Raw genomic sequence first — 14597 nt, 5'->3', positions numbered from 1 at the left:
CGGCCGGGAGGGGCGCAATGAACTCGCGTCTGCGCCGGGCGGTGTTTGTGGGGGCAATCTTGCTTTTCCAGGCGGTCTGCGCGCTTTTCTTCATCTCCGATATCCTGCTGTCTGTCTTCGGCCTCTATCCCGCGCCGATCAGCTGGCAGAACCGTGAAATCCTCGAACTCGGGGCGGCGCTCGGCCTCGTTCTGGGGCTCGCGCTCGGGGCCTTGGCCCTGGCAAGCGCGCTGCGCGAGGGCGCATGGGCGAAGGCGCGTTTGCGCCGGGCGACCTCGGCCTTCGAGGATCTGCTGGAAGAGCGTTTCTCCGACTGGGGCCTCACCGGGGCTGAGCGCGAGGTCGCGCTTTTTGCGATCAAGGGGCTGAGCACGGCGGAGATCGCGGCGCTCCGCGAGACCTCCGAGGGCACCGCCAAGGCACAAAGCGCCGCGATCTACCGCAAGGCGGGGGTGAACGGGCGCGGCGCGCTTTTGAGCCTTTTCGTCGAGGACATGATGGACCAGCGCGCTGAGGTGGCGCAGCGCGAAGACACGGCGACGAAGCGCGGCGTGACGGCGGTGGCCAAGGGCTGAGCGCTCAGGCCCGGAGCGAGCGCGTATCCTCATAGGCGAAATCGATCAGCGCGCGCAGCTTGCGCGGCAGGCGCGGCCCGTCGAGATAGACCGCATGAAGCGGGATGCGCAGCAGCGTCTCGGGCGGGAAAAGCGAAACCAGCCGCCCCGCCGCGATCTCCGGCTCCAGCACGAATTCCGGCCCATAGGTGATGCCATGCCCCGCCAGCGCCAATTCGCAGGCGGCGCGTCCGCTATTGACGCGGATCTGCGCCGGAACGGGCAGGGCGGCGATCTCTCCGCCCTCGCGATAGCGCCAATGCTGGATCGCGCTGTGATTGGTGTCGTGGATGCAGCGGTGGTCGGTCAGATCGGCGATCTGGGCCGGGCGGCCCGCGCGTTCGAGATAGGCGGGCGCGGCGACGACGCGCATCCCGATCTCGCCCAGCTTGCGCGCCCGCAGCGCCTGATCGCGCAGCTGTCCGATCCGGAAGGCGAGGTCGATCCCCTCGGCAGCCAGATCGGTCGCCGCATCCGAGAGCGTCAGGTCGATCACCAGATCGGGGTGGGGGGCGGCGAAGCGCGCGAGCATCTCCGCCAGATAGACCTCGCCGAAAGTGACCGGCGCGGAAATCCGCAACACGCCCGAAAACCCGCGCGATTGCTCTGACACCGCGCCCAGAAGATCGTCGAGCCCGTCGAGTACGCTTGGCGCCTCGGCCAGCAGACGCTCGCCCGCGGGCGTCAGCCCGATCCGCCGCGTCGTGCGTTGCAGAAGGCGCGTGCCAAGGCGGTCCTCCAGCTCGGCCACGTATTTCGAAGCGAGCCGATTGGAGATGCCCAGCTGCTCTGCGCCCGCGGTGAAAGAGCCCGCGCGGGCGGTGGCGACGAAGGCGCGGAGTTGTTCGGTGATATCCATCGCTATTCAGAACAAAACGGTAAAAGTCATTCCTGATAATATCCATTTTATTCGCGAACGGAATGGCTAATTTCCTCGCTGTAACGCGAACACACCGCACAGAGCTTGCGGTTACAGGAGACAGACCATGATCGACACCAAACTCGCCCCTTACGGCATCTTCGTTTTGCGCCTTCTGACCGGCGCTCTGTTCCTCGTCCACGGGCTGACGAAGCTGTTCGTCTTTACCCCGGCCGGCACGATGGGCTTCTTTGAATCGCTGGGCCTGCCCGGCTGGCTCGGCATCGTGACGATGGCGGCGGAAATCCTCGGCGGTATCGCCTTGATTACCGGCATCTATGCGCGGATCGTATCCTTCGGGCTCGGGTTCATCCTGCTCGGCGCGGCCTTCACGGCGCATTGGGGCAACGGCTTCAGCTTCTCGAACCAGGGCGGCGGCTGGGAATATCCGGTGATGTGGGCCGTCGTGCAATTCGCGCTCGCGGCTCTGGGTGACGGCCTCTATGCGCTCCGCCCGACCAAGCTGAAATGACAGGAGGAGACGATGGCGACCAGTGATGCAAATGTCGAAATCGGCCATGTGACCCTCGTGGTTCATGACCTCCCGGCGGTGGGCGCGTTCTACGAGAGCGTGCTCGGGCTGGAGCGGATCGCGGGCGACGCAACCGAGGCGCGCTACGGCGTCGATGGCAAGGTGCTCGTGATCCTCAAGGCCGACGCATCGGCGCGCAAATCGAGCCGGTCGGAGGCGGGGCTCTTTCACACCGCCTTCCTGCTGCCCGAGCGGGCCGATCTGGGCGCGTGGCTGACCCACGCCGCGGAGACCGGCATCCGGCTCGACGGGGCGTCCGATCACCTCGTGAGCGAGGCGGTCTACCTGCACGACCCCGAGGGCAACGGCATCGAGATCTACCGTGACCGTGCCCGCGAAGACTGGCCGCGCAAGGACGGGATGATCGCGATGGTGACCGATCCGATCGATCTGCGCGACGTGATGGCAGAGGCCCGTGGCCCGTGGCGCGGTGCGCCGAAAGGCACGGTGATCGGCCACGTTCACCTGCAGGTCGGCGCGCTCGATCCGGCGGAGCCGTTCTATGCCGAGACGCTCGGTGCGGATGTGATGGCCCGCTATCCGGGGGCGAATTTCCACGGCTGGGGCGGTTATCACCACCACCTCGCGACCAATATCTGGAACAGCCGCGGCGCCAAGGAACGTCACCAGCCCGCGACCGGTCTGGTCGAGGTGGGGCTGAAGGCGGACGCCGAACCTATCGCCGCTTTCCGTGAGGCGTATGGCGACAGCGTGGCCGACCCGTGGGGCACGCGCTTCACATGGTCCGCGAAGTGATCGAGAGCTGACGAGGTGCCGGGTGGGCTGAAGTGAATTTCGCCCGGTACGCGGCGAAGCCGCAGGGCGTGCGCCTGCCCGTTCCGGCGGGCTGGCGCATCGTCACCCGCGCGTAACGCTCCCGCTTCGGAGGGGTTTGGCTGGCATTAAGCGCTGCCGCTCGAAGCGTCCGAGCGCCACCCCACGGGCAGGCGTGCGACGACGGCAAAAGAAAAAGGCGCCCGCGATGGGCGCCTTTTTCACTTACAGGATGTGGTTCACATGGCCCATCTTGCGGCCCGGCTTCACCTCGGCCTTGCCGTAGAGATGCACCTGATACCGCGCGAGCTTCGCCAGCCCCGGCACCCGGTCCATATCGTCGCCGATCAGGTTCTCCATCTCGACATCGCAATGGCGCGAGCCGTCGCCCAGCGGCCAGCCGGTCACGGCGCGGATATGCTGCTCGAACTGATCGACCGCGCTGCCCGCCTGGGTCCAGTGGCCCGAATTATGCACGCGCGGGGCGATCTCGTTCACGATCAGCGCGTCGCGGGTGACGAAGAGCTCCACCCCCATCACGCCGACATAATCGAGCTTGTTCAGGATCTTGGCCGCCAGAAGAACCGCATCGGTGCGCTGGTTGTCGGTGATCGCAGCGGGCACCAGCGTGGTGCGCAGGATGCCGCCCTCATGCTTGTTCTGGCCCGGATCGTAGCAGGAGATCGCGCCATCCTCGGCGCGCGCGCCGATCACGGAAATCTCCTTGAAGAACTCCACGAAGCCTTCGAGGATCGCGGGCGCACCCTTCATATCCTCCAGCGCGGCGGCGGCCTCTTCGGGCGCGTTGATCACCACCTGACCCTTGCCGTCATAGCCGAAACGACGGGTTTTCAGGATCGCGGGGCAGCCGATCTCGGCGATTGCCTCCTGCAGATCCTCGATATCGTCCACGGCGGCGAAAGGCGCGGTGGCAAGGCCCAGATCGTTGAGGAAGGCTTTCTCGACGAGACGGTCCTGACTGACCGCGAGCGCCTTGCGGTTCGGGCGGATCGGCTTGAGGCTTTCCAAGAGATCGAGCGCCGAGGTCGGCACGTTCTCGAACTCATAGGTGATGACGTCCACGGCCTCGGCGAAGGCGCGCAGCGCGGCCTCGTCCTCATAGGGCGCGGTGGTCACCGCATGGGCCACGTCGCCCGCGGGTGGGTTCGCGCCCGGCTCGAAGATATGGGTCTTGTAGCCCAGACGCGAGGCCGCGACCGAGAGCATCCGGCCCAGCTGACCGCCGCCGAGGATGCCGATCACCGATCCATAGGGCAGGGGCTCACTCATCTTCCGGCTCCTCCTTGATCGAGGCCGAGAGCTTCTCGCGCCAGTCGTCGAGCCGCTTCGCCAGATCCGCATCCGACACGGCCAAGATACCCGCCGCCATCAGACCGGCATTGGCGGCCCCAGCCGCGCCGATCGCCATGGTCGCGACCGGGAAGCCTTTCGGCATCTGCACGATGGAATAAAGGCTGTCGACGCCCGAGAGCGCCCGGGTCTGCACCGGCACGCCGATCACCGGCACGCGGGTTTTTGACGCCATCATGCCCGGCAGGTGCGCTGCACCGCCAGCGCCTGCGATGATGACGTGCAGCCCACGCTCCACAGCCGTCTTGCCATAGGACCAGAGCCTGTCGGGAGTGCGATGGGCCGAGACGATCTTCGCCTCGTATTCCACACCGAGTTCGTCGAGAATTTCCGCCGCCTCTTTCATCGTGGACCAGTCGGACTGGCTGCCCATGATGATTCCCACTTTCACGCTCATGACGCCCCCTTTTCAGATGGAGCGCGCACTATAGGAATCTGTGCCGTCGCGGCAAGCCCCGGAGGCGCGCAGGCGCCAATCCGATTGGTCGGAGGTCGGGTTCAGGCGATGATGTCGGGGGTAAGCTGGTCTTCGATCCGCGCGATCTCGTCTTTCAGGGCCAGCTTTTGCTTTTTCAGCCGCACAAGGCGCAGCTGATCGGAATGCACCGCCTGCGTGAGCGCCAGGATCGCCTCGTCAAGATCGCGGTGTTCGCGGCGCAGCACTTCCAGTTTCACCCGCAGCACTTCTTCATGATCCATCTCGAGATGGGCGTTCATATCCGTATCGTCCGGTTCTGGTTGCGCGAAATATCTTCTACCCGACTCGGCTAGGGCCGTCAGGTGGGAGGGTCAATATAACAGGTTTCGAACGGGTTAGGAGAAAATTTGCCGTCAGCGTAAATGGTCGGCGGGGTCTTGCAGGGGGCTTCCACGCCGCCCATATTTGAGTAGTGGGCTGCCGAAGATCGGGGCCCGAACTTGCAACGTCGCTTCATCAAGGGCTTGCCGAATGACGAAACTGAGTTTTGGCGCACATCCCTACCTGCTGGGCTTCGACCAGCTGGAACGGTTGGTGGAACGCACCGCCAAGGGATCGGATGCCTATCCGCCGTATAACATCGAACAACGTGGCGAGGATGCGTTCCGCATCACGCTCGCAGTGGCAGGCTTCCGCGAGGAAGACCTCGCGATCACGCTCGAAGACCGGGCACTCGTGATCCGCGGCCGTCAGAGCGAAGAGGACAGCGAACGCCTGTTCCTACATCGCGGGATCGCCGCACGGGCCTTTCAGCGCAGCTTCGTGCTCGCAGAAGGGGTCGAGGTCGCAGCCGCCACGATCGAGAACGGTCTTCTGCATGTCGATCTGAACCGGGCCCCGCCCGAGACGATCGTGCAGACCATCCCGATCGAGCGGAAATGAACAGGCAGGAAAGGAAACGCGCAATGAATACGGAATATGATTTCGGCGACAATGCCGAGCATCCCATCGTCTATGTCCGCGAAGTCGCGGTCGTTGATCTGCCCGAGGAAATCCGGGCCGAGCTGGACGATGTCGATCACCTCTATGCGGTGCATGACAGCGATGGCGAGAGGCTCGCGCTGGTGAAGGACCGCAAGCTGGCCTTCTCGCTCGCCCGGCAGAACGATCTGGACCCGGTCTCGGTCCATTGATCGGCTGAAAGGACGCGAAAGGCGCCCGGGGGATCACCCTCGCGGCGCCTTTTTCATTTCCAGATGGGAGATCGCGAAAGAGGCCGCGACGCATCCGGTGAACAGGTAAAGCCCCCAGGCGGTTTCGAGGCGCCCGACGCCCACGCCTTTCGCCACCACGATATAGATCGCGATCAAGAAAATATCGGCCATCGCGAGTTTGCCGAGGATATTGAGCGCGGGTGTCAGTTTCGGCGAAGCGAGATCGAACTGAATCAGCGCGATCCCGATTACCTTCAGATAGGGGGCAAACAGGGCAAGGAAGCTGACGAGCAGGGCGAGGAACACATCCGTCCGCCACAGCGTCTGCAATCCGCTGAGCACCGAGATTTCTTCTAGCCCGAAGAAGGGCAGAAGCCCCGCGCGCAAAAGCGGCGCGGCCCAGGCGAGGGGGAAGAGCAGCAAGAGCGCCAGATTGGCGAATTTCAGCATGGGGCCTCGCGCGACGGATATCCCTCCGGTCTAGCCGAAAGCCCCTGCAAAGTCGCCAATTTTCAGCGCAGCGTTTCGATCGGCCCTTCGGCGCGTCCGTGGATGAACTGTTGGACGTAAGGGTCGGAAGTTGCGTCCATTTCCGCGATCGGGCCTTCCCAGCGAATTTTGCCCGCGTGAAGCATCGCGACCCGGTCGGCAATCGCCCGGACCGAGGTCATGTCATGGGTGATCGTCATCGCGGTCGCGCCCATCTCGGTGACGATTTCGCGGATCAGCTCGTTGATGACACCCGCCATGATCGGGTCGAGCCCGGTCGTGGGTTCGTCGAAGAAGATGATCTCGGGTTCTGCGGCGATGGCGCGGGCAAGCCCCACGCGCTTCTGCATCCCGCCCGACAGTTCCGCCGGGAACAGGTCCGCCACATCGGGCGATAGCCCCACGCGGCGCAGCTTCTCCACCGCGATCTCGCGCGCCTCCGCCTTGGGCCGCTTCAGCGCGCCGCGCAGCAGCCGGAAGGCCACGTTCTCCCAGACAGAGAAACTGTCGAACAGCGCGCCGCCCTGAAACAGCATCCCGAAGCGGGCGAGAAACGCATCGCGCTCTCCCTCATGCACATCGACCCCGTCGAGTGTGATCTTGCCGCCATCGGGCTCGATCAGCCCGAGGATGCATTTCAGAAGCACCGATTTACCGGTGCCCGAGCCGCCGATGATGACGGTGGATTGGCCCGTCGGCACCACCAGATCGACGCCGCGCAGGACGTGTTTCGATCCGAAACTGCGGGTTATGGCGTCGAGGGTGATCATGCCGAGAAGAAGGCCTCCGTCAGCACGTAATTTGCCGCGAGGATCGCGACCGAGGCGGCGACCACTGCCGATTTCGTGGCCCGGCCCACGCCCTGCGCGCCGCGGCCCGAATTCATCCCGTGATAGCAGCCCATCGTGGCCACGATGAAGCCGAAGGCCGCGCCTTTCACGAGGCCCGATCCCACGTCCCAGAATTCAAGGAAGTCCCATGTGTTCTTGAGGTAGGTGGCCGAGTTGAAGCCGAGGCGGTTCACGCCGACCATCCAGCCGCCCATGATCCCGATCACGTCGCCCACGCCGACGAGCATCGGCACGCAAAGCGTCGCGGCAAGCACGCGCGGCACGGTGAGATATTTCATCGGATTGGTCGAGAGCGTGGTGAGCGCGTCGATCTGCTCGGTCACTTTCATCGTGCCGATCTCGGCGGCGATACTCGACGCGACGCGCGCCGCCACCATCAAGCCGCCCAGGACCGGGCCCAGCTCGCGCACCATGCCGATCGCGGTGATCGAGGGCACGACCTGTTCGGCCGAGAAGCGCGCGCCGCCCGCGTAGATCTGCAGCGCCAGCGCGGCGCCGGTGAACAGCGCGGTCATTCCCACGACCGGCAGCGACAGCCAGCCGATATTGAGGCATGCAAGCCAGAATTCCCGCAGGTAGAAGGGCGGGCGGAGCAGGTGGCTCAGCGTCTCGCCCACAAAGAGCGACAGACGCCCCGTCGCCGCCATCAGCGCGAGCGTGGCCCGCCCCAGCGCGGCCAGCGGTCGGCTGAGCGCCGCTGCATTCATGCGGTGGGCTCCGCGTAATTCCGGGCATAGCGGGGACCGAGCGAGGTCAGGATTTCATAGCCGATCGTGCCCGCCAGATCGGCCAGCGTATCGACGCCCTGATGCGGCCCGAGCAGATCGAGCGTGTCGGGCACCGTATCGAGATCGGTCACATCGACCGTCAGCAGGTCCATCGAGACGCGGCCCCGCAGCGGACATGGCGTGTCGCCTGCGTAAAGATGGGTGATGTTCGACAGCACGCGGTGGATCCCGTCGGCATAGCCCGCCGAGAGCGTCGCGATCTTGGTCTCGCGCTCTGCGGTCCAGGTGTTGCCGTAACCCACGGTTTCGCCGCGCTGGACCATGCGGGTCTGGATCACCGGCAGCGACAGGGTCGCCACGTGGCGCGCGTCGTCAAAGGGGCGTCCGCCATAGAGGCCAATGCCGGGCCGCGTCACGTCGAAATGATAGTCCGGGCCCAACAGGATGCCGCCCGTCGCCGCGAGCGAGCGGCTCAGCCCCATGCCGTCGGTCATCCGTTTGAACTCGGCCAGCTGCTTGGCGTTCATCGGGTGATCGGGCTCGTCGGAGCAGGCGAGGTGGCTCATCACCAGCTCGATCCCGCGCTCCATCAGTTGCGGGGCGGTGGCCTGCCACTCGGCTGCCTCCATCCCGAGGCGGTTCATCCCGGTGTCGAGCTGCACGCCCACGGGGCTTTCGGGGATCGCCTGCAGATGCCGCTGCGCCTGTTCGGCGGAGTTGAGCATCGGGATCAGCCGCGCGTCGCGCAGGAAACCCGCATCGCCCGCCATATGACCGCCGAGGATGAAGATCCGCGCGTCCTCGCCCAGATGCGGGCGCAGCCTTGCGCCTTCCTCCGCCAGCGCGACGAAGAAGTCCCGCGCACCCGCCTGATACAAAGCCGGAGCCACGCGCCCTGCGCCCAAGCCGTAGCTGTCGGCTTTCACCACCGCCGCCGTGCGCGTCGCCGCGCCCGATTGCGCATCGAGAGCGCGCCAATTGCTGACCACTGCGTCGAGGTCGATATGAAGATTTGCCTGTGCCATGGCCCCTTTTTCTGCGCACACGGCCTCAGGTCAAGGGCAATCCGCGCAAGCCGCGCGCATGGCTGCGTTTCAGGGAAAGCTGCGCCCGTCTTCCAGCCGCGCGAGGATGGCCTCCGGCCCGCCCTGATGCGCCTCCCAGATCAGCACGGCGCAGGCGGCCTCGGCATAAAGCCCGTTGTCGCGCCCGGCCTGCGGCGCCCAGTCGAAAGGCGATGTGGGCAGATCGGCGCGTGGCAGCGCCTGACAGCGCTCGATGCCCGAGCCCGGCCCCAGATAGCGCGGATCCTTCGAGACCAGCACCGAGAGCCCCTCGTCGAACCACGCGGGCATGCGACCGCGCACCTGACCCAACACCCCCAGCCGGGCATGGGTCTCGGTATGGGTCAGCTCATGGGCGAGGATCGTCTCGGTCAGCCCGCGCGGGGCCACGCGCACCACCGCCCAAGCCCCGAGCGAATAGGTCACCGCCGCCGCACCCCGTCCGCCAAGGCGGCGGTCGCAGCCGTCGCTCGTGCAGGCGAGAATGCGGGTATGGGCTTCGCGCGTGGGATAGAATTGGGCGACCGTATCGCGCGCCGCATCGACCGTCTCGACCAGATCGCGCCGCTCTGCGCGGCTCATCTCATGTTCGACGAAAATGCCCGGCGCGGCCCGGTCCATCCCGAAACAGCGCGGGCACAGCCCCGCCGCCAGCACCGGGTAGAACCACAACAGCGCGAGCAGACCCAAGAGCCCACCCGCCAGAACTGCCAATGCTGAGACCCGGATGACGCGCCACATGCTCTCAAGATGGCGCAAGCGGCGTCTTTGACCAAGCGTCAGTCGCGCGGGCGGAGAATTTGTCGCAGAGCGCCGTGCAGCGTCTGCACCTCCGAGCGCGTCATCGCGAAACGCGTCCACATGTTGCGCAGGTTGCGCTTCATTATCGGCGCCTTCGCGGGCGGGTGGAAGAAGCCCGCCTCCTCGAGCCGCTGCTCGAAGTGATCGCCCAGCTTCTCGACCTCGACCGCGCTCGCCGGATCATGGCCCGCAAGACCGGGATCGACCGGAACCGAGTCGAGCGTGTGGCGCGAATATTCATAGGCCGACAGCAGCACCGCCTGCGCGAGGTTGAGCGAGAAGAATTCCGGGTTCACCGGCACGGTGATGATCGCGTTGGCGCGCAGGATGTCGTCATTCTCCAGCCCCGTCCGCTCGGGCCCGAACAGAACGCCGACCTTCTGGCCCGCGACGATGCGTTTGCGCGCCTCCTCCATCGCCGCCTCGGGCGTGTAGATCGGTTTGGGCAATTCACGGCCCCGCGCGGTGGTGGCGAAGACGTAATCACAATCGGCCACCGCCTCCGCCACGCTGTCATAGACGCCCGCGAAGTCGAGCACCTGACCGGCCGCGCCCGAGGCCATCGCCACCGCTTTGGGGTTGGGCCAGCCGTCGCGCGGCTCCACCAGCCGCATCTTGCGCAGCGAGAAGTTCAGCATCGCGCGCGCCGCCGCTCCGATATTCTCGCCCATCTGCGGACGCACGAGGATGAAGGCGGGCTGGGCGGGATCGGGAATTTCGGGCGTATTGGGCATGGGCGGTCCTTTCGCGCCTCTCCTAGTCGCGCAAGCTGGCACTGGCAAGGCCGCGCCGCTTGCGTTAATAGGCGGCCAAGACCCGCAAAGGAGCCTGCCCATGGCCGAAGACCGCCCGCAGATTTACCTGATCACGCCGCCCGCTTTCGACGCCGAGGAATTCGCGCCGAAACTGGCCTCGGTGCTCGATGCGCACGACATCGCCTGCATCCGCCTGTCGCTGGCCAGTCGCGACGAATACGAGATCGGCCGGATCGCCGATGCGATGCGCGAAGTGGCCCATGCCCGCGACGTGGCGCTGGTCATCGAATCCCATGTCGCTCTGGTGGAACGCCACGGGCTCGACGGGGTGCATTTCATCGATGGCGCGAAACAGATCCGCTACGGTCGCAAGGAGCTGGGTGACGATGCGATCGTCGGCAGCTTCTGCGGCAATTCCCGCCATGAGGGGATGAACGCGGGCGAGGCGGGGGCCGACTATGTCTGCTTCGGCCCGATCGGCGAGACCAATCTGGGAACGGCCGAACCCGCCGAGCACGAGCTGTTCGCCTGGTGGTCGGAAGTGATCGAAGTGCCGGTGGTGGCCGAGGGTGCGCTGACCGAAGAATTGGTCACGAAATTCGCCCCCGTCACCGACTGGTTCGCCTTCGGCGACGAGGTCTGGCGCGAGGACGACCCGGCCGCAGCTCTGGGACGGTTCATCAAGGCGATGTCGTGATGCCGGATTGGCTCGGCGATAGCGACGGCCCGATGGGCGATCACGGGGCCTTCATGGAGAGCGAGCTGCAGGTGCCGCGCGCCGATCTGGCCTCGCATATCCGCCAGCTTCCGGGCGAGCGGCTGCTGATCGGGTTGGTCGGCGGCCCCGGTGCGGGCAAGTCGCATCTTGCGCATGAGCTGGCTGAGGCGCTCGGCGAGCAATCGGCCATCGTCGCGATGGACGGCTTTCACCGCGATAATGACTGGCTCGACGCGCGCGGCTTGCGCAACGTGAAGGGCGCGCCTGAAACCTTTGACACAGAAGGGTTTTCGCAGCTTCTTTCTCGCCTGAAATCGAGCCGGCAGGACGAGCCGGTGCCGACCTTCGACCGCGATCTGGACGCCACCGTTCCGGGCGGCGCAAGCGTGCCGGGCTCGGCGAAATATTTGATCGTCGAAGGCAATTATCTGCTGCTGACGCGGCCCGGTTGGAGCGATCTCTACCCGCTCTTCGATCTCACGATCCGCATCGATTTGCCCGAAGAAGTGCTGCGCGAGCGGCTGACTCAACGCTGGCGCGATCAGGGCTGCGATCTGGCCGAGACGCGCCGCCGCGTCGAGGAAAACGACCTGCCCAATGGCCGGACCATCACGCGCGAGAGCCGCGCCGCCGATCTGGTCGTGCGTGACTGAGTTTCGTGCCTCAACGCTTTGAAATACTGAGGTAAATCCCATCCTTGCCGCGCACTGTCAGATGCGCGACAGGGACCGGTTCGCGGCCCTCGACAGCCTCGAACCGAAACGCCCGCAGCAGCATTGCAAGCACAAGCGGCCCCTCCGCCATGGCGAACCCCGCGCCGGGACAGACCCGCGCGCCGGAGGAGAACGGGATATAGGCGCGGCGCTGGCAGGCCTTGCCGTTCTCGGTCTCCCAGCGGCTCGGGTCGAACCCGTCGGGATTGTCCCAGAGCCGCTCGTGGCGATGCAGGTGCCAAGGTGAGATCACCACCTGACTGCCCGGTTTGACCGCGCGCTTGCGGAAACGCTCCGGGCAGGTCGTCTCGCGCACGAACATCGGCACGGGCGGGTAAAGTCGCATCGCCTCGCGGAAGGTCGCGCGGTTCAACTTCAGCTTGGAAAGCACGGAAAAGTCGGAGCTTTCCGCCAGCGCGGTCTCGGCCTCTTTGGCCAGCCGATCCTGCCATTCGGGATGCGTCGCCAGCAGATAGAGCGACCATGCCAGCGCCGAGGCGGAGGTCTCGTGGCCCGCGAGAAAGAAGATCGCGACCTGATCGACCATCTCGGCGGTATCGAAGGTCTCGCCGGTTTCGGGATCGGCGGTGGTCATGATCTTGGTCGCCAGATCGTCGGGCGCGGTGCCGGCGGCGATCCGGGCGGCGCGCTCTGTTGTCAGCCGTTCGATCAGCGCGCGGATATGGGCCGCGGTGCGCTTCGTCTCGCGGGAATGAAAGCGCGGAAACCAGCGCGGCAGCGGCAGCAGCGCACCGAGATTGACCACCGGAGAGGCGCGTTGATGACGCTTGAAGGCGGCGAACACGGCGCTGGCGGTCTCATCCTCGATCGGGATCGAGAACAGGGTTCGGAAGATGATGTCGGCGGCGACGTGAGAGGTTTCCGCTTCAATATCAATCGGTTCGGCGTCGATCTTCACCTTCATACGCTCGACGCAAGCCTCGCCCGCCGCCCACATTGCCGGGAAGGTCTCGCGCAGCTTTCCGCCCTCGAAGGCGGGGTCGATGATCCGGCGCTGGCGCTGCCACTGCGCGCCATTGGTGATGAAGACGCTCTCGCGCAGAAGCGGTTTCAGCCCCTCGCGCACGCGGTCGGATTTCGGGAAGTCCATCGGGCGTTTGTTGAGCACCAGATCGACCAGATCGGGGTCGTTGCACATATAGGAGCGGAAGAACGGCGTGCGGAACTCCGCCATCCATGCGCGGTAGAGACGCGCGGGCTGAGCCGAGAGGATGTCGGATTTGAACAGCCGGAAATAGCGCCAGAGCGAGACGCGATCCGGGCGCGGGGTCGGTTTCGGGGGCAGGCGGGACGGCTGGCTCATGTGACGCTCGTGAACCGGTTCGCGGGAGTCGTGATCCGGCTTTTCGACGGGGCGCGACCGTGGAAGCGCTCGGCCAGTGTCAGCGGCCCGGCGGTGACGCGGAAATAGTCGTAATCTCCGGGCCGGTCGAAGGCGCAGAGATATTGGAAATGCAGCCGGAAGAAGCGCCAGCGGAGGGTGCGCCAGCGCTCGGGGCTGAGCGTCTGGGTGAAAGCGGCGGAGATCACCAGCGGGTGGATCTGGCCCTCCGGTGCCACGCCCGAGACCGCGACCGGATCGCAGAGCGCGAAGGCGCAGCCGTCACCCGGCGCGGTGACGTCGAGCCAGAACAGCTCGGGCCGGGTGGAGAGGTAGGCGAGATCGGCGCGCAGCCGTGTGGCGCGGGGCAGGTAGCTGACCATCGGGACGACCTGACCGAGGGAGAGAAAGGAGAGCGCTGGGGGCTGTCTGCCCCCCGGCCTGACGGCCTCCCCCCGAGGATATTTTTGCCAAGAGGAAGGGGGGAGGCAGTTCTCGCGGATCAGGTCGGCGAGGATCGAGACGGCGAGATGGGCGCCCGAGGAATGGCCGACGATCAGCACCTCGTCCCAGTCCTCGCGCATCGCCTCTTCGATGCGGGCGGCGAATTCGGCCATGCGAGCCTCCAGCTCGGGCGGGTTCGCGCCGCCCCAGCGCGCGGTAAACGCGTAGTCATGCATCAGGTAATAGGCGAAGAGCTTGCCGTCCTTGGCCCGGAACCAGCGTAGGGTCAGGGTGAGGATCGCGGCGCCGAGGGTGAGGCCTGCGAGCCAATCGAGCGGGAAGCCGGGCAGGAGCGCCAATGCGAGTGCCGCCGCAGCCCAGCCAAGGCCGATCCCGAACAGCGCCTGCACGATCAGCGCCACGATCGGGTAGAGTGCTGCGATCACCGGGCCTTTGCGCAGCCGCATCAGTCGGAACAGCGCGCCGGAGGCGATATAGGCCCAGGCCGTGCGGACCAGTTGCGCATAGGTCGCGGGGATCGATTTGCCCATCGACGAGCGCACGATATCGGACCAGACCAGCACCTCGACATCGGCCTCGACGTCGGCGCCGTCCTGGGTGGAGGTGACATGCCAGCCATAGGGGCCGCCTGCGCGTTTCGGGGCCAGCGCGATCTCGTAACCCGAGATACGGGCCTGGTCTGCGCCTTCCTTGCGGTATAGCTCGCGGTAGCGGCGGGGATGAATCGGGTCGTAGCCGGGGATGTAGAACACCCGGCGCCTATGCACCCGCGCTGTCGACCCGCTTGTCATTCACTGCCCTTCCTCGCGGGCAGATTAGCGGCCCTGCG

The 14597-nt window shown here is 65.8% G+C and carries 19 protein-coding genes; 7 read left to right on the top strand and 12 right to left on the bottom strand.

Features of this window, described 5'->3' with window-relative positions; all coding sequences use genetic code 11:
- Nucleotides 1-17 precede the first annotated feature (17 nt).
- Nucleotides 18-575, top strand: coding sequence for a helix-turn-helix transcriptional regulator (locus AC2TZ7_RS13525; RefSeq protein WP_489864625.1), 558 nt, complete (start codon nucleotides 18-20; stop codon nucleotides 573-575).
- A gap of 4 nt (nucleotides 576-579) precedes the next feature.
- On the opposite strand, the gene AC2TZ7_RS13520 is transcribed toward AC2TZ7_RS13525, so the two are convergent.
- The gene (locus AC2TZ7_RS13520; protein WP_489864624.1) at nucleotides 580-1473 is read right to left on the bottom strand and encodes a LysR family transcriptional regulator; all 894 of its coding nucleotides are present in this window, start codon (nucleotides 1471-1473) and stop codon (nucleotides 580-582) included.
- A 127-nt stretch (nucleotides 1474-1600) separates the two neighbouring features.
- Here AC2TZ7_RS13520 and AC2TZ7_RS13515 point away from each other — a divergent pair, with 127 nt between their 5' ends.
- Together AC2TZ7_RS13515 and AC2TZ7_RS13510 are read left to right on the top strand one after the other, a co-directional pair.
- A complete protein-coding gene (locus AC2TZ7_RS13515) occupies nucleotides 1601-2005 on the top strand; it encodes a DoxX family protein (protein ID WP_489864623.1) in 405 nt (134 codons plus the stop codon).
- Nucleotides 2006-2017: 12 nt separating this feature from the next.
- On the top strand, nucleotides 2018-2821 hold the full coding sequence (locus AC2TZ7_RS13510) for a VOC family protein (protein ID WP_489864622.1): 804 nt from the start codon (nucleotides 2018-2020) through the stop codon (nucleotides 2819-2821).
- A gap of 243 nt (nucleotides 2822-3064) precedes the next feature.
- Here AC2TZ7_RS13510 and AC2TZ7_RS13505 read toward each other — a convergent pair whose 3' ends face one another.
- The 3 genes from AC2TZ7_RS13505 to AC2TZ7_RS13495 form a co-directional block, all read right to left on the bottom strand.
- A complete protein-coding gene (locus tag AC2TZ7_RS13505) occupies nucleotides 3065-4129 on the bottom strand; it encodes a 5-(carboxyamino)imidazole ribonucleotide synthase (RefSeq protein WP_489864621.1) in 1065 nt (354 codons plus the stop codon).
- Nucleotides 4122-4607 (bottom strand): 5-(carboxyamino)imidazole ribonucleotide mutase, encoded by a 486-nt coding sequence (purE, locus tag AC2TZ7_RS13500; RefSeq protein ID WP_078520818.1) that lies wholly within the window; start codon nucleotides 4605-4607, stop codon nucleotides 4122-4124. The genes AC2TZ7_RS13505 and purE overlap by 8 nt, the downstream gene beginning before the upstream one ends.
- A gap of 101 nt (nucleotides 4608-4708) precedes the next feature.
- Nucleotides 4709-4927, bottom strand: a complete 219-nt coding sequence (locus AC2TZ7_RS13495; RefSeq protein WP_078520817.1) for a YdcH family protein — start codon at nucleotides 4925-4927, stop codon at nucleotides 4709-4711.
- Between the two features lie 232 nt (nucleotides 4928-5159).
- Between AC2TZ7_RS13495 and AC2TZ7_RS13490 the strand changes: the two genes are divergently transcribed.
- Nucleotides 5160-5570, top strand: coding sequence for an Hsp20 family protein (locus AC2TZ7_RS13490; RefSeq protein ID WP_078540722.1), 411 nt, complete (start codon nucleotides 5160-5162; stop codon nucleotides 5568-5570).
- Between the two features lie 23 nt (nucleotides 5571-5593).
- The gene (locus tag AC2TZ7_RS13485) at nucleotides 5594-5821 is read left to right on the top strand and encodes a DUF1150 family protein (protein WP_078520815.1); all 228 of its coding nucleotides are present in this window, start codon (nucleotides 5594-5596) and stop codon (nucleotides 5819-5821) included.
- A gap of 33 nt (nucleotides 5822-5854) precedes the next feature.
- Here the strand turns inward: AC2TZ7_RS13485 and AC2TZ7_RS13480 are convergent, their stop codons facing one another.
- The 6 genes from AC2TZ7_RS13480 to AC2TZ7_RS13455 form a co-directional block, all read right to left on the bottom strand.
- Complete coding sequence (locus AC2TZ7_RS13480) at nucleotides 5855-6292, bottom strand: paraquat-inducible protein A (RefSeq protein WP_098411097.1); 438 nt, start codon at nucleotides 6290-6292, stop codon at nucleotides 5855-5857.
- Between the two features lie 62 nt (nucleotides 6293-6354).
- Nucleotides 6355-7101: an ABC transporter ATP-binding protein gene (locus AC2TZ7_RS13475; RefSeq protein WP_489864620.1), complete on the bottom strand. Its 747-nt coding sequence runs from the start codon at nucleotides 7099-7101 to the stop codon at nucleotides 6355-6357.
- Nucleotides 7098-7889 (bottom strand): MlaE family ABC transporter permease, encoded by a 792-nt coding sequence (locus AC2TZ7_RS13470; protein WP_078520812.1) that lies wholly within the window; start codon nucleotides 7887-7889, stop codon nucleotides 7098-7100. The genes AC2TZ7_RS13475 and AC2TZ7_RS13470 overlap by 4 nt, the downstream gene beginning before the upstream one ends.
- A complete protein-coding gene (gene alr, locus AC2TZ7_RS13465; protein ID WP_489864619.1) occupies nucleotides 7886-8935 on the bottom strand; it encodes an alanine racemase in 1050 nt (349 codons plus the stop codon). Before alr ends, AC2TZ7_RS13470 begins: the two co-directional genes overlap by 4 nt.
- Nucleotides 8936-9004: 69 nt before the next feature.
- Nucleotides 9005-9733, bottom strand: coding sequence for a hypothetical protein (locus AC2TZ7_RS13460; RefSeq protein ID WP_489864618.1), 729 nt, complete (start codon nucleotides 9731-9733; stop codon nucleotides 9005-9007).
- Nucleotides 9734-9753: 20 nt separating this feature from the next.
- Nucleotides 9754-10509: an RNA methyltransferase gene (locus AC2TZ7_RS13455; RefSeq protein WP_489864617.1), complete on the bottom strand. Its 756-nt coding sequence runs from the start codon at nucleotides 10507-10509 to the stop codon at nucleotides 9754-9756.
- 100 nt (nucleotides 10510-10609) lie between these two features.
- Here AC2TZ7_RS13455 and AC2TZ7_RS13450 point away from each other — a divergent pair, with 100 nt between their 5' ends.
- Together AC2TZ7_RS13450 and AC2TZ7_RS13445 are read left to right on the top strand one after the other, a co-directional pair.
- Nucleotides 10610-11227, top strand: coding sequence for a thiamine phosphate synthase (locus AC2TZ7_RS13450; RefSeq protein ID WP_134332659.1), 618 nt, complete (start codon nucleotides 10610-10612; stop codon nucleotides 11225-11227).
- On the top strand, nucleotides 11227-11901 hold the full coding sequence (locus tag AC2TZ7_RS13445; protein WP_489864616.1) for a nucleoside/nucleotide kinase family protein: 675 nt from the start codon (nucleotides 11227-11229) through the stop codon (nucleotides 11899-11901). Before AC2TZ7_RS13450 ends, AC2TZ7_RS13445 begins: the two co-directional genes overlap by 1 nt.
- Before the next feature lie 10 nt (nucleotides 11902-11911).
- Here the strand turns inward: AC2TZ7_RS13445 and AC2TZ7_RS13440 are convergent, their stop codons facing one another.
- A complete protein-coding gene (locus tag AC2TZ7_RS13440) occupies nucleotides 11912-13285 on the bottom strand; it encodes a cytochrome P450 (protein ID WP_489864615.1) in 1374 nt (457 codons plus the stop codon).
- Entirely contained in the window at nucleotides 13282-14559 is a 1278-nt protein-coding gene (locus tag AC2TZ7_RS13435) for a hypothetical protein (RefSeq protein ID WP_489864614.1), read from the bottom strand. The genes AC2TZ7_RS13440 and AC2TZ7_RS13435 overlap by 4 nt, the downstream gene beginning before the upstream one ends.
- Nucleotides 14560-14597: the final 38 nt, after the last annotated feature.

Source organism: Thioclava sp. ISO4 (assembly GCF_058105145.1).
The sequence above is the reverse complement of the archived record's forward strand: the minus strand, read 5'-3'. Positions and strand labels throughout refer to the sequence as shown.

Coding starts and splice junctions, on each gene's coding strand:
- AC2TZ7_RS13435 (WP_489864614.1), bottom strand. CDS start 14,559: ATGACAAGCGGGTCGACAGCGCGGGTGCATAGGCGCCGGGTGTTCTAC.
- AC2TZ7_RS13445 (WP_489864616.1), top strand. CDS start 11,227: ATGCCGGATTGGCTCGGCGATAGCGACGGCCCGATGGGCGATCACGGG.
- AC2TZ7_RS13525 (WP_489864625.1), top strand. CDS start 18: ATGAACTCGCGTCTGCGCCGGGCGGTGTTTGTGGGGGCAATCTTGCTT.
- alr (WP_489864619.1), bottom strand. CDS start 8,935: ATGGCACAGGCAAATCTTCATATCGACCTCGACGCAGTGGTCAGCAAT.
- AC2TZ7_RS13515 (WP_489864623.1), top strand. CDS start 1,601: ATGATCGACACCAAACTCGCCCCTTACGGCATCTTCGTTTTGCGCCTT.
- AC2TZ7_RS13510 (WP_489864622.1), top strand. CDS start 2,018: ATGGCGACCAGTGATGCAAATGTCGAAATCGGCCATGTGACCCTCGTG.
- AC2TZ7_RS13440 (WP_489864615.1), bottom strand. CDS start 13,285: ATGAGCCAGCCGTCCCGCCTGCCCCCGAAACCGACCCCGCGCCCGGAT.
- AC2TZ7_RS13475 (WP_489864620.1), bottom strand. CDS start 7,101: ATGATCACCCTCGACGCCATAACCCGCAGTTTCGGATCGAAACACGTC.
- AC2TZ7_RS13490 (WP_078540722.1), top strand. CDS start 5,160: ATGACGAAACTGAGTTTTGGCGCACATCCCTACCTGCTGGGCTTCGAC.
- AC2TZ7_RS13485 (WP_078520815.1), top strand. CDS start 5,594: ATGAATACGGAATATGATTTCGGCGACAATGCCGAGCATCCCATCGTC.
- AC2TZ7_RS13455 (WP_489864617.1), bottom strand. CDS start 10,509: ATGCCCAATACGCCCGAAATTCCCGATCCCGCCCAGCCCGCCTTCATC.
- AC2TZ7_RS13450 (WP_134332659.1), top strand. CDS start 10,610: ATGGCCGAAGACCGCCCGCAGATTTACCTGATCACGCCGCCCGCTTTC.
- AC2TZ7_RS13480 (WP_098411097.1), bottom strand. CDS start 6,292: ATGCTGAAATTCGCCAATCTGGCGCTCTTGCTGCTCTTCCCCCTCGCC.
- AC2TZ7_RS13505 (WP_489864621.1), bottom strand. CDS start 4,129: ATGAGTGAGCCCCTGCCCTATGGATCGGTGATCGGCATCCTCGGCGGC.
- AC2TZ7_RS13520 (WP_489864624.1), bottom strand. CDS start 1,473: ATGGATATCACCGAACAACTCCGCGCCTTCGTCGCCACCGCCCGCGCG.
- AC2TZ7_RS13470 (WP_078520812.1), bottom strand. CDS start 7,889: ATGAATGCAGCGGCGCTCAGCCGACCGCTGGCCGCGCTGGGGCGGGCC.
- AC2TZ7_RS13495 (WP_078520817.1), bottom strand. CDS start 4,927: ATGAACGCCCATCTCGAGATGGATCATGAAGAAGTGCTGCGGGTGAAA.
- purE (WP_078520818.1), bottom strand. CDS start 4,607: ATGAGCGTGAAAGTGGGAATCATCATGGGCAGCCAGTCCGACTGGTCC.